10 protein-coding genes are annotated in these 12,177 nt (G+C 72.3%); 6 read left to right on the plus strand and 4 right to left on the minus strand.

Going from position 1 to position 12,177, the window contains the following annotated elements; genetic code table 11:
* Window positions 1–120: 120 nt before the first annotated feature.
* The 3 genes from WMF20_RS00605 to WMF20_RS00615 all read right to left on the minus strand — a co-directional run bounded on the left by WMF20_RS00605 (window position 121) and on the right by WMF20_RS00615 (window position 2,459).
* The gene (locus WMF20_RS00605; protein WP_437609728.1) at window positions 121–978 is read right to left on the minus strand and encodes a dienelactone hydrolase family protein; all 858 of its coding nucleotides are present in this window, start codon (window positions 976–978) and stop codon (window positions 121–123) included.
* Window positions 975–1,958, minus strand: a complete 984-nt coding sequence (locus WMF20_RS00610) for a TauD/TfdA dioxygenase family protein (RefSeq protein ID WP_437609731.1) — start codon at window positions 1,956–1,958, stop codon at window positions 975–977. Before WMF20_RS00610 ends, WMF20_RS00605 begins: the two co-directional genes overlap by 4 nt.
* 219 nt (window positions 1,959–2,177) lie before the next feature.
* Window positions 2,178–2,459 carry a tetratricopeptide repeat protein gene (locus WMF20_RS00615; protein ID WP_437617250.1) on the minus strand — a complete coding sequence of 94 codons (282 nt, stop codon included), beginning with the start codon at window positions 2,457–2,459 and terminating at the stop codon, window positions 2,178–2,180.
* Window positions 2,460–2,527: 68 nt separating this feature from the next.
* Here WMF20_RS00615 and WMF20_RS00620 point away from each other — a divergent pair, with 68 nt between their 5' ends.
* From WMF20_RS00620 to WMF20_RS00645, 6 genes are all read left to right on the plus strand, one after another.
* On the plus strand, window positions 2,528–3,844 hold the full coding sequence (locus WMF20_RS00620) for a DUF6531 domain-containing protein (protein ID WP_437609733.1): 1,317 nt from the start codon (window positions 2,528–2,530) through the stop codon (window positions 3,842–3,844).
* A 367-nt stretch (window positions 3,845–4,211) separates the two neighbouring features.
* On the plus strand, window positions 4,212–5,168 hold the full coding sequence (locus tag WMF20_RS00625; protein WP_437617251.1) for a YwqJ-related putative deaminase: 957 nt from the start codon (window positions 4,212–4,214) through the stop codon (window positions 5,166–5,168).
* Complete coding sequence (locus WMF20_RS00630; protein WP_437609735.1) at window positions 5,165–6,460, plus strand: hypothetical protein; 1,296 nt, start codon at window positions 5,165–5,167, stop codon at window positions 6,458–6,460. The genes WMF20_RS00625 and WMF20_RS00630 overlap by 4 nt, the downstream gene beginning before the upstream one ends.
* A 310-nt stretch (window positions 6,461–6,770) precedes the next feature.
* A complete protein-coding gene (locus WMF20_RS00635; protein WP_437609737.1) occupies window positions 6,771–8,048 on the plus strand; it encodes a hypothetical protein in 1,278 nt (425 codons plus the stop codon).
* A gap of 552 nt (window positions 8,049–8,600) precedes the next feature.
* Window positions 8,601–10,262 carry an amidase gene (locus WMF20_RS00640; RefSeq protein WP_437609739.1) on the plus strand — a complete coding sequence of 554 codons (1,662 nt, stop codon included), beginning with the start codon at window positions 8,601–8,603 and terminating at the stop codon, window positions 10,260–10,262.
* Between the two features lie 238 nt (window positions 10,263–10,500).
* Window positions 10,501–11,196, plus strand: a complete 696-nt coding sequence (locus WMF20_RS00645) for an acetoacetate decarboxylase family protein (RefSeq protein ID WP_437609741.1) — start codon at window positions 10,501–10,503, stop codon at window positions 11,194–11,196.
* 66 nt (window positions 11,197–11,262) lie between these two features.
* Here the strand turns inward: WMF20_RS00645 and WMF20_RS00650 are convergent, their stop codons facing one another.
* A complete protein-coding gene (locus WMF20_RS00650) occupies window positions 11,263–12,123 on the minus strand; it encodes a class I SAM-dependent methyltransferase (protein ID WP_437609744.1) in 861 nt (286 codons plus the stop codon).
* Window positions 12,124–12,177: the final 54 nt, after the last annotated feature.

Here is a 12,177-nt window from a genome sequence, read left to right on the forward strand (position 1 = left end):
CCGACCAGGCAGCCGGCCCAGGTTAGCCGACCGAGGTTGCGGTAGCCGACCCAGGTTGCGGTTACCAGGTTGCGGTTACCGCAACATCCCTATGTCCGGGGCGGCCGTGCTCCTATGCGGCTACCCCGCTGCCCGCACGCCCTCGCCGGCGACCGCATGCGGCCGCGGCTGCGCGGCGACGCCGCCGCCGATGCGCTCGGCGAAGAACTCCCGCGTGCGCCGCCACGAGAGCTGCGCCGCATCGGCGTGGTACGCGGGCCGCGTCTCGTTGAAAAACCCGTGCCGCGTCCCCGGGTACACGAACGAGATCAGCTCCCGCCCCGCAGCCCGGAACGCCTCCTGCACCGCGCGCGCCTTCGGCGTGATCGCCGGATCCTCCTCCGCATAGTGCACCTGCAGCGGAAATCGCACACTCGTCACCTGGTCCAGCGGCGGCGCCTGCCCGTAGAAGACCGCGCCCGCCGCGAGCTCCACACCCGCAACAGCGAGCTGTCCCACCAGCCCTCCGCCCAGCGAAAAGCCGACCGCGGCGATGCCCCCCGGACGCACGTCGAGCCGCCCAGCCAGGTGCGCCGCCGCCGCCCGGGCGTCCGGCAGGTACGTCGACGTATCGCGCTCGCTGAACCAGGCGAACACCGCCTTCAGCCGCTCCTGCTCGCCCGCCGGCAGCCGCGCGACCGCCTCGTCGCGGTCCGGAGCGCGCAGCAGCCCGACGCCGCGGGCCACCTCCGCCTCGGTGAAGGTCCGGTGAACCGCGTCGTGCGAGTACAGGTTCGGCGCGAACGCGAGGTAACCCTCCTGCGCGAAGCGCCTCGCCAGCTCGACCGTGTGGGCCGTGAGCCCCAGCCCCTCATGGAGGATCAGCACCGCCGGCGCCGGCGAGCGCCCGGCCGACGACGGGCGGACCTGTACCGCCTCGACCGTCCCATGGGGACCCCGGAACGACGTCCTCTCGACGCCTGCGCTCGCGGCGGTCACGCCTGCACCTCCGCCTCGGGCGCCTTGTCCTTTCGGGCGGCCTTCAGCTTGCTCGGGGGCCGCTTGCCGAACGGCTCGCCGGCCACGATCTCGGAGCGCACCCCGTCGACCCCGACCGGGATGTCCCCGGTCAGCGTCACGCGGTAGAGCACGCGCTCGACGTCGAGGTGCCCGAGGTCCTGCGGGCCGAGGTGCGCGGTGGCCCGGTTGTCCCAGAACGCGACGCTGCCCGGCTCCCACCGGAACCGCACGGTGTACGTCGGGCGGCTGATCTGCTCGAAGAGCAGGTCGAGGATCGCGCTGCTCTCGCGCGGCGACAGGCCGACGATGTGGCTGGTGAACCCGGGGCTGACGAACAGCGCGCGCTCGCCCGTCTCGGGGTGGACGCGCACCACCGGGTGGATCGAGATGAGCGGGTTCTCCCGCACCTTGCGCAGGTACGGGCTGTCCTGGTCCTGCGGGGCGAACCTCAGCCCGAAGCGGTGCTCGGCGCGCAGTCCGTCGACGAGCGCGCGCAGCGGCGCGGACAGCCCCTCGTAGGCCGCCACGAGGTTGGTCCAGGTCGTGTCGCCGCCGTAGGGAGGCAGGATGTGCGCCCGCAGGATCGACGCCGCCGGCGGGTTCACGGCCGCGGTGACGTCGGTGTGCCAGCGGTTCTCGTAGCTGAAGCGCTTGCCGTAGCGGCGATCGTAGCGGCGGCTGTCGATGGCGAGGATCTCCGGGTGCTCGTCGAACGGCTCGTCCTCGTGCGGGTGCGCGTAGGTCACCTCGCCGAAGCGAGCGGCGAAGGTGATCTGCTCGGCGTGGCCGAGCGGCTGGTTCCGGAAGAAGACGACCTTCCACTTCAGCAGCGCCGCGCGGATGGTCGCCACGGACTCGTCGGGCAGCGGCCTGGAGATGTCGACGCCGTGGATCTCGGCGCCGATGTGCCCTGCGAGCGGCTTCACCTGGATGGATGACTCGGATGGTCTCTGGCTCATGGGTCTCCTCCGCGTAGTCCCCCCGTCGCGGTTACGGGCGTCAGGTATGCGGGTGCCGTGCCAGGGAGCGAGCCGCGGGGTACGCGCGCGGAGACGGGGAGGCGAGGGCACACACCGAGCGCGCAGCGTGAACGTATGGACGCGCGACGTGGATGGCGGCTTCACGCAGGCCACCGCGTCGAACGCTCGCGTCCTCATGCTGCGACGATCGCCTCGCCCTCACCGTGCGCAGTGGCCCAACCTCGCGCGAAGACGATTCAAGTGAGCCTCATGATGCTGCAGGTCCGCGTGGCCAGTCGACCGGAGATACTCCACGTAATTGCGCATTGCACCGGCGGCTCGAGGGATGTTGCCCAGCGCCTCATGCACGATACCGATGTTCCAGCTCGACGCAGCTTCCGCCTCCCGATCGCCGATCTCACAGGCGATCGCCATCTGTCGGTCGTAATGCTGGATGGCCAGCAGGGGATCCCCGAGGCCGGCATGGGCGTTCCCCAGGATCGCTTCGGAGCATCATCCATCCTCGCGGTGGCTATTGACACCGCGTCTCGATGCGCGACCATCGCCTCATGGCGCGCACGGCTCCGGTCCCCAACATCCCCGCCATTCCGGGAATGAACCCCGGTGTCTTCATCATGGGCGGCGGCGCCGGCGGCGGGGGCCGCGGCGGGCGCGGCGGCAACGGACGCGGCGGAGATCAGGGCGCAGGGGGCAAGAACGGCGGCAACGGCGCCGAGGGCGGCGGCCGCAACGCCAGTAGCTGCGGCCAGGGCAGCGGCGGCGGCTGCCCCAACCCGGCGCACGGGGGCGGGGGAGGAACGCAGGCCGGACACCCCATCGATCCGGTCACGGGCCGTGTCTACACCCTCGCCGTCACCGACATGGCGCTGCCGGGAGCGTTTCCGCTCGTGATCGAGCGCGCCTACAGCTCCGCGCAGCGCGACGTCGACGATGGCCTCGGCCACGGCTGGAACCACTCGCTCGGCTGGCGCGTCATCGAGCTCCGCCGCCGCCGGGTGCGCGTCGTCACGGCCACCGCGCTCGCGTGCGAGGGCCGCTGCCCCGACGAGGGCGAGACCGTGAAGCTCCCGGTCGGGCTGCTGACGCGAACCCGCGAGGGCTACTTCCTCAAGGTCGACGACGGGATCACGCGGGTCTTCGAGCATGCCTTTGCCATCGACAACGAGTTCCGCCTCAGCGCGCTCCTGGATCGCAACGGCAACCAGGCCCGGCTCTTCTACGAGAACGGGACCGGTCCGCTCCAGTTCGTGAACGACAGCGTGGGCCGGCTGCTCCGCGTGCGCCGGCACCGCGACGGCCGCATCGCCGCGTTCGAGGTGAAGAACGCGTCCGCGAGGGGCGCCTGGACGTCCTTCCGCACGTATGAATACGACGAGCGCGGAGATCTCGTGGCCGCGCGCGACGCCCTGGGTCACGCGATGACCTTCGCGTACGACGCAGACCACCGGCTCGTGCTGGAGCGCTGGCCCACGGGCCTCGAGGTCCACTACCGCTACGACGACCACGGCCGCTGCGTGGAGACGTGGTGCAACGATCCGAACGAGCGCGCGCTCTTGGTCGAGGGCGTGCCCGAGGTGCTCGCGGACGGCAGCCGCGCGAAGGGATTCCTGCATGCGAAGGTCGAGTACGGCGCGGGCGAGAACAACGTCATCACCTCGCGCGCGCTGCGGAGGGTCGAGGTGAACGCCTTCGGCAAGGCCGACCGGATCGTCTGGGCGGGGGCAGGTGCACGACAACGCGTTCGACGAGTCGGGCGAGCTCGTGGGATACCGCGACGGCCTCGGGCGCGCGTGGAGGATGGGCGAGGCCGACGGCGTGTACCGCGTGGTCGACCCGCTGGGGCGTGCGACGGACTACGTGTATGACGATCGCGGGGACGTCGTGACCACACGCGGCCCGGATGGCCTCGAGACGCAGCACGCGCGCGATACGAACGGCAACCAGATCTACCTCTCGGACGCGATGGGCCTGGTCGCGAGCTTCCGCTATGACGAGCGCGGCTGCCTGATCCACGCCGAGACCGAGGGCGGCGGCAAGACGTCGATGAGGTACGACGCGCTCTGCAACCGCGTCGAGATCGTCGAGCCGGACGGCGGCACGCGCGCGCTGCGCTACGACTTCCTCGGGCGGCTCGTGGAGATGCGGGACGAGAAGGGCGGGGTCCACCGGTGGATCTACGATGCGATGGGGCGCGTGGTGGAGCATTGCTCGCCGCTCGGCGCCCGCACGTTCATGAGCTACGACGAGGCCGGCCGCTTCAACGGCCGGGTCATCGCGGGCGACGCCACCGCCACGCTGAGCCGATTCCCGGGGCACTGGTACGAGCCGGAGACGGGGCTCCACTACAACCGGTGGCGGTACTTCGATCCGGCGAGCGCGACGTACCTGAGCCCGGAGCCGCTGGGGCTCGAGGGAGGGCTCGAAGCGTACGGGTATGTGAACGGGCGGCCGCTCGCGTTGGTGGACCTCGATGGTTTGATGGGCTCCACCCTCAGCTCCCGGCGCCTCCCCCGATCTCAAGGAGGCGGCACACGAGACTTCACGGGGCGGTCAGCCAGCGAGCGCAACGCCGGCGGCAGGGGGCCGCTGTACGATCTCCACCCGGCAGTCGCCGCCGCGCTCCCCCAGGACTCAGGGCGCGGCCAGGGCAGGGATCCGTCTTGGTGTTCCGAGCCCCATGCGATCAGCAATTATCTCCACGACTACGAGGATCGAAACGGCGTGAGATGCGATCCGGGCACACCCGAAGGCCAGCGGCATCTCCGCCGCGCCCTGCGCCGCATGGGGCCGATCGGAAGCACCGATGTCAGTGGAACCGCGTGCGCGCCGTGCCCGAACTGCTCACAGACGCTGGCTCGCTTGCACGCCCTGGCAGGCACGGGCCAGCAGCCCGAGACGATTCCCGCGTCGCCCCCTAGAGGCGGACCGCCCCTCAACTTCCGGCCTGCCGGCGCGGGCGCACCGCTGGACCGGGCGCGGCAACAGGCCGCCCAGGGGAACACGGCGCCCCTGGACGACGCGCGCCGGGCGAACGCGGCGCGGTACCGACAGCAGCTCGAAGCGGATCGGGCGGCAGGGCGGAACAATCACTCGAATGCGGAGATTGAGCGCCGCGCCAATCGCGTGGCCGGAATGACCCCGGGCGTCTTCGGAGGTACCGGCCAGAACAACGACTGGGGTCCGACGTGAAGACTCGATTCAGCCATCCCCTCCTCGGTACAATCGAGAAGGGCATGTTCAACCCCGAGCTCCGATCCATCTGTGGAACCAAACAGCTCACGGCATCCATCTCCCAGTTGAACGAGGTGGCGGAGAGGCTCGAGCGGTGGCGTGCCCCGGGGTTCGAACTGCGGGCCCGCGTCCATCTCGGCACCTTCGAGCCGGAGACGGGGCCGGTCACCGCGCTCGACAAGACGAACGCTCTCGTCAATGGCGTTGCTCGCCGGGTCGGCCAGGCGAGTCGCCAGTCTCACCTGCACAGCTTCTCGTGGCACGTCTGCGACGACGTGCTCGCCCTGCGCGACGACGTGTTCTTGCGAGTCCTGGGGCCCACGGCGAGCAGCCTGCGGCCCTGGCTTGAAGAGTGCGCAGCGCTGCGTTTACAATGCATCTTTCCGGTGGTTCGAGCCGCCGGACCGTCGCTTGTCGCTCCCAAGTCTGGCTGGATCGAGTTTCGCGACGACTACGTCGACGCGACAGGGCGTGCGGCTCTGGACAACGACGCCGTGCACCTAGATCTCCCGCTCGAAGAAGCGAACGAACGGCTTCGACATAGCGTGGTCGGATTTCTCTGCGCAACCGTCGATCCAGCGTCAAAGACGCTTCCGCTGTCGCCTCGCGCGAGAGAGGCGGCGTCGCGCTGGCTCTGCCGGCTGCACGATCCCGGCGACCATTCGCGGCTCGCCTCATGGGTGCTGGAGAACGGCGGCAGTGGGGCACTCGCCAGGACGGCCGCAGACGCGGAGCGATCGTTCGGCGGTTTGCGCAGCGTCGACCGGGTCCAGCGCTTCGGCGGGATTCAGATGCTCGACCGAGCCCTCGCCGAAGGGAGCGTGGCGGAGTGGCCACTTCAGCAGACGCCGGACGGCCCCGCGATCCTGGTGAGCGTACGAGATATCGACAACCCCGACACCCTAGTGTGCTTGACGGAGGACGGCAGGATGTGGGCCTATGGGTTCGGCTGGGACGATTGGGAGCGAACGAGCGACTCCGCGCGCGTGTTCGTCACCCGGGTCGCGCTGTGGGGACACCCCAAAGAAGTGCCGATTCATGTCTCGCGGTCGTCGCATGGTCGTGCGCTCGCCCAGGCGCTCGGCCTGGAGGAGGTCGAAGATGCCACCGACTCCACCGGCACCTTGTACGCCGGCGACGCGGCGATGGTATTCGAGCGGAGGCTGTCCGACGGGCGCGCCGTTACATGGCTGCGCGAGCTGCGCCCCGAGGCGGTGCTCGCCTGGGACGAGTTCACCTCCCCTGCCTGAAGCACCGCGCGCTCCGTGGACTCGTCGTCGAACATGCAGATACACGATTCCCCCGCCCTTCCAGGCGTCTCGCTCAACGATCGCGAGCGGCTCCGTGAGCGAGCGCTCTTGAAGTGCTTCACCCCGCAATCCGAGGTACGAGCGTGCGACCTTCCTGCAGGATAGGCGGTCGGTTGCGGCGGTATCCACTTCTTCGACGGCTCAGCCGTGCATGCTTCCCGGTCGGTCGCTCGACACACGGGACAGGCTCGGTGGCGGGGCTCAATCCAGGGGTCTTCGACAACTCCTCCGGAACCTGCGGGCCACGCCCATGAGCTTCGCAGTGCGCGACGATCTGCCGAGCGCCCCGGGGCTCGAGGACCTGGGGCCGCTGGGCTCGCTCGCACCGCACGGGGGAGCGGTGGTGCGCATTCCACGCTCCGGAAACCCGTTCGAGCCACGACTTCCGCTGCCAGCCGACGATCCTGCCGCCCTCCGCGAGGCGGCGCGGCTGGTCGGCGAAGGGCTCGTTATCCGCCACCGTCATAACCACGGAGCGCAGGCCGCGCTCATGACCGGGTGGGTCGAGGGGGCGCTGGGTCCGCCGCGCGTGGCTCGCTCGATCGGGCCTTCGGAGCAGCTGCTGTGGTTCGACGGCGCGATCGTCCTGCTGCTGGCCGACGCCTTGACCGTGGCGTGCGCGACCACCGAGCGGCTCCGGTCTTTGCTCGCACACCCTCTGCCGTCCGGGGTCTCGCCCGCGCCAGCGAGGTACTCCTACGACCCGATCGCCGGCCTTCCGCATCCCGGAGCGCTGTTCGGGTCGCTAGACGCCAGTGACCGATACTTCCCGGAGGCGTTCGCACTTCACGAGGCGGAGGGCGGCTGCTTGGTTCACGGGGTGCTCCAGGGCGCTTTCGAGACGCAGTTCCAGATGAAGCCCGGCGGGTGCATCGCCACGGCTCCACGTCCCCCCGATCGGTTCGCGCGGGCCAGCTCGTTCGGCGAGTGGCAGCCGGGTTTGCGGGAGCAGGATGGCCTGCGCGCTCAGCTCGAGAGATTCCGGGCATCGGAGGCGCTCACGAACGCGGTGCTCGCCGTGGACGAGCTCGTGGGCGGGTTCCGCGGGCAGCGGGGGATTTCGATCATCGCCCCATGGGCGGCGAGCGTGATCCGTGAACGGACCGCGTCTGGCATCTGGTCTGCGCCGGTTCACCCGTACAACGGAGCCTGGTTCGTCGGCTGGACCGAGAATACTTCGGTGCGCACAGGCATCTACGTGGACGAGACGGGCGGGGTGTGGGCCTCGTGGCAGGAGCCAGACGACGACGAGGTGCAAGTGCGCCTGGTCGGCACGAGCGTCGAGCGCTGGTTCGAACGTCAGATCTACCTCCTCGAGAACGGGTATGCGTCGGAGGCCACGTGCCAATCGGAGGAGGCGCTGCCGCCCGGGCTCAGTCTCCGCGAAGACCTCTCCGACGCCGCTGCGCAGGTCTTCGTGGACGGGGATGCCGTGTGGCTCGTGGAGGAGTGCGGCATTCAGCGAATGTCCCGCCGCGTGCCCAGCGTTTCGGACGTGCTGGCGATCGCGGGACGCTTCGGGGGATGACATCGACGCTGCCCCAATGAAGGCGGCCAAGCGAGCACGGAACCAGCGAAACGGCGCGGCGGGCCTTCGAGGGGCTCGTTCTCACCCCGCAAGCCGAGGCTCGCGCGTGCGAGCTCCCCGCGGGGTAGGCCGTCCGTTGCGGCAGCTCCGCCTTCCACGCCGCCTCGCTCCACGTCCAGCGAACCCCCTGGAGGGCCGGCGCCCACGACGTCCCCCTCGCACCGAGGTGCACGTGCCGCCACGACCAGCGCCGAACCAGCTCGCCGCCGCGCGCCCGCCCCGCGCCCGCGCCGCCGCGCGCCCGCCCCGCGCCCCGCCGCCGCGGACCCGCCGCCGCGCAGGCGCCGCCGCACATGCGCCGCCGCGCGCCCGCCCCGCGCCCGCCCCGCGCCCCCGCCCTGCCGCGCCCCCGCCGCCGCGCCCCCGCCGCCGCGCCCCCGCCGCGCGCCCCCGCCGCCGCGCCCCCGCCGCCGCGCCCCCACGGCGCGATCTCGACGCCCACCGCGATCGCGGCCCGCCGCGCGACGGGGTCCGTCGAGTAAGCTGCGCCGCATGAAGGTACCCCGACTCACGGGCCGCGCGCTCACCGCAGCGCGCCTCGCGGCCGAGGCGCCCGGATCGTCCGCCGCGCTCCGGAAGGTGCTGAAGCGCGCCCTGGGCATCGATCGCCTCTCGTCGCTCCCGGACGCATGGCGCGACGACATCCCCGCGCAGGCCCGGCCGATCCAGGCCGCGGCGCCGCGGCGCTGGGGCGACGCCGCGCTCGGCGCGCTCCCGCGCCGCGACTGGCCCAGGACCTCGCTCGCCTACGCGGCGGCCTACCGCCACGGCGCCGCCGACCCGCGCCGCGTCGCCGAGCGCGCCCTGTCCGAGATCGACGCGCTCGCCGCGCAGCGCCCGTGCATGAACATCGCCGTCGCCGCCGCGCGCGAGGCGGCGCTCCGCGACGCCGACGCGGCGGCCGCGCGCCACGCCGCCGGCCGGGCGCGCGGCCCGCTCGACGGCGTGCCCTTCCTCGTCAAGGACGAGTTCGACGTCGAGGGCCTCCCGACCACGCTCGGCTCGCGCTGCGGCCCGCTCGAGCCCGCGCCGGGCGACGCCGCCGTCGTCGCCCGGCTCCGCCAGGCGGGCGCCGTGCTCCTCTGCAAGACGGTGCTGACCGAGTGGGGGATGTCGCCGCTCGGCAACAACGTCCACCAGCGCATGCCCCACAACCCGCACCACAGCGAGCGTGCGGCCGGCGGCTCCTCCACCGGCTCCGCCGTCGGCGTCGCGCTCGGGCTCGCCCCGCTCGCGGCCGGCGGCGACGGCGGCGGCTCGATCCGGACGCCCGCCGCGCTGAACGGCATCTTCGGCCTCAAGCCGACCTTCGGCCGCGTGAGCCGCGCCGGCGACGGCTTCAAGGGCTCGGTCGCCCACGCCGGCCCGATCGCCTGCAGCGCGGCCGATCTCGCCCTCTTCCTCGACGCCGTCGCGAGCGAGCCCGACCCCGACGACGACCTCACCGCGTGGGCGCCTCCGCCGCCCCCCGGCGGCTTCGGCGCGCTCCTCGGCGCCGGCGTGCGCGGCCTGCGCATCGGCGTCGACGAGGCCGAGTGGCGCGACGCCAGCGTCCCGATCGCGAGCGCGTGCCGGGGCGCGCTGCGCGCGCTCGAGCGCGAGGGGGCCGTCCTCGTGGACGTGCAGATCCCGATCGCCCGGTACGCCGCGCAGATCGGCTACCTCGTCATCGGCCCCGAGTCGCTCGAGGCCCACCAGCGCGCCTTTCGGGAGCAGCGCGACCTCATCAGCGAGGACCTGCGCGTCACCTTCAGCGTGCTCTCGGGCGTCACCGCGCGCGAGCGGCGCGACGCCGCGCGGCTGCGCGCCGGGATGCGGCGCGAGGTGGCGCGGGCCCTCGCCGGCGTCGACGTGCTCGCGCTCCCGACGACCGCGATCACCGCGCCCCGCTACCAGCAAGCCGAGGAGGGGCGCGCCTTCCTCGACCCCGCGGCCCTCGAGGGGGTGTGCCGCTTCGCCTTCCTCGCCAACCTCACCGGCCTCCCCGCCGGCACCGCGCCCGTCGGCATCGACGCCGAGCGCCTGCCCATCGGCCTGCAGATCATCGGCGACGCGTGGGACGAGGCGGCGGTCCTCGCCGTCCTCGCCCACCTCGAGCGGTCCGAGCTCGCGGTCGCCCCGCGGCCCCCGGGAGGCATCGACCTGCTCGGGTAGCGGGCCCGGCGCGCCCGGCAGCCCCGACCGCCATCGGACGAGCGGCGGTGCTCGGAGAGGAGATCGGCGGCGGCGACTCGCACGCTTCCGGAGACGCCCGTGGTATCGTCGGATACGAACGCGAGATGGGGCGTCAGCGGCACGGACTGGATCTTTGCATGGATAGCGATGCATCCCCTGACGCTGCTCGACCGTGATAGCGTGCCGGCTCGCTCTATCGAGCCCACGGAGATCTGGAATGGATCAGAGCGCTGGAAGCCATCCTCCTGACGTCAAGATAGCTCCGGCGCCGTGGACGCTGACCGGCGACGCCTACATCGCGATGCTCGAGCTCCCGGAGCGCCTGCTCCGGGAGCGGTGCTTCATCCCGGAGGCGCTCCGCCCGCGCTTCGACGGGCGTTACAGCCTGCTCATGGCGCTCGACTACGCGTCCTCGAACGTGGGGCCTTATCGCGAGCTCCTGTTCATCCCCGGGCGCTACCGCACGCGCCGCGGCCTGCGCTGGTCGATCAGCAAGATCTACGTCAGCTCGTGGGAGAGCGTGGTGAGCGGCCAGGCCAACTGGGGTATCCCCAAGGAGCGCGCCGATTTCGATCTCGCGCGCGAGGCCGACGGCAGCGAGCGGCTCCGGGCGTCGCAGGGGGGCGACGTCTTCGCCGACGTGCGCTTCGCGGCCGCGGGCCCGAGCCTGCCTGCCTCGAGCGCGCTCGTGCCCGCGCGCCTTCGCGGGCTCGTGCACCACCGCGACGGGCACGATTACTTCTGCACGCCGACCGCGGCCGGGCGTGTCCGCCGCGCGCGCCTGCTCGACGCGCGTGTCGATCCGGCGCGCATGCCGCCCATCGACGCGGGGCGGGTCGTGTTCGCCGTCCGGCTCTCCGGCTTCCGGGCCGAGTTCCCGGCGGCCGACGTCGAGCTCCCCGACGCGGCCTGACACCCTCGCCCCGCTGTCCGGCGGCGCGCCCGGCGACCTCGCCGGGCTTGCCGCCTCGCCTCGCCGTCACTCCGCGGCCGCCGTCACGATCCACACGGCGCTCCCCATGCGCACGCCCTCGGCGCCCGCGTGGGGCGCGATGGCCTCGCGCAGGTCGGCGCGCACGCGATCGACGAGCTCCGGCGCGGCGTTCGCCTCGCGCAGCGCGGCGGCCGCCGGACCCATCTTCAGGAGGAAATCGACGGTCTCGTCGAGCGCTCTCCCGCCTGCGATCGAGAGCTCCTGGTCGATCGGCTCGCACTGCACCCGGACGAACCCGGCGCGCGAGAGGACGTCGCCGACACGCGCTGCGTCGGCGAACGCGAACGGGCCGGGCGCGTGCGGGTCGGCCTGCGCCAGCGGGAGGTGCCTGCCCAAGATCTGGGTCGGCACCGAGAGCCACGGGTTCTCCTGGAGCGATCGCCAGCAGACGAAGGCGAGCCGCGCGCCGCGCCGCAGCGCCTTCCGGAGGTTCTCGAAGGCCGCCGCGGGGTCGGCGAAGAACATCACCCCGAAGCGCGAGTAGAGGACATCGAACGGCCCGGGCAGCGCCGCGGTCTGCGCGTCCGCGTTCTCGAAGGCCACGTTCGCGGCGCCCGCCGCCTGCGCCGCGGCGCGCGCCCTGTCCAGCATCGGCGCCGAGACGTCCACGCCGACCACGGCGCCCGAAGCGCCGACGCGGCGGCCGAGCTCGAGCGTCGTCTCGCCGATGCCGCAGCCGACGTCGAGGACGCGCTCGCCCGCGGCGATCCCGGCGCGATCCATGGCGAGGGCGCCGAGCGGCCGCATCTGCGCCGAGATGAGGTCGTTGAGGGCCACCCACTTCGGTCCGGCGACCTCGTTCCAGCACCGGATCTCGTCGGCGTTCGGGCCGGAGATCTTGATCATCGCTCGAGCTCCTTCGGTGCCCGCGCGGCGGACTTTACCGGCGGCCCCCGAGAG

It is taken from the genome of Sorangium sp. So ce834, from assembly GCF_051521425.1.
GTDB classification, from domain to species: domain Bacteria; phylum Myxococcota_A; class Polyangia; order Polyangiales; family Polyangiaceae; genus Sorangium; species Sorangium cellulosum_D.

Excerpts from the sequence above, each read along its gene's own strand:
- WMF20_RS00610 (WP_437609731.1), bottom strand. The coding sequence starts at position 1,958 with ATGAGCCAGAGACCATCCGAGTCATCCATCCAGGTGAAGCCGCTCGCA.
- WMF20_RS00640 (WP_437609739.1), top strand. The coding sequence starts at position 8,601 with ATGAAGGTACCCCGACTCACGGGCCGCGCGCTCACCGCAGCGCGCCTC.
- WMF20_RS00645 (WP_437609741.1), top strand. The coding sequence starts at position 10,501 with ATGGATCAGAGCGCTGGAAGCCATCCTCCTGACGTCAAGATAGCTCCG.
- WMF20_RS00650 (WP_437609744.1), bottom strand. The coding sequence starts at position 12,123 with ATGATCAAGATCTCCGGCCCGAACGCCGACGAGATCCGGTGCTGGAAC.
- WMF20_RS00635 (WP_437609737.1), top strand. The coding sequence starts at position 6,771 with ATGAGCTTCGCAGTGCGCGACGATCTGCCGAGCGCCCCGGGGCTCGAG.
- WMF20_RS00620 (WP_437609733.1), top strand. The coding sequence starts at position 2,528 with ATGGCGCGCACGGCTCCGGTCCCCAACATCCCCGCCATTCCGGGAATG.
- WMF20_RS00625 (WP_437617251.1), top strand. The coding sequence starts at position 4,212 with ATGAGCTACGACGAGGCCGGCCGCTTCAACGGCCGGGTCATCGCGGGC.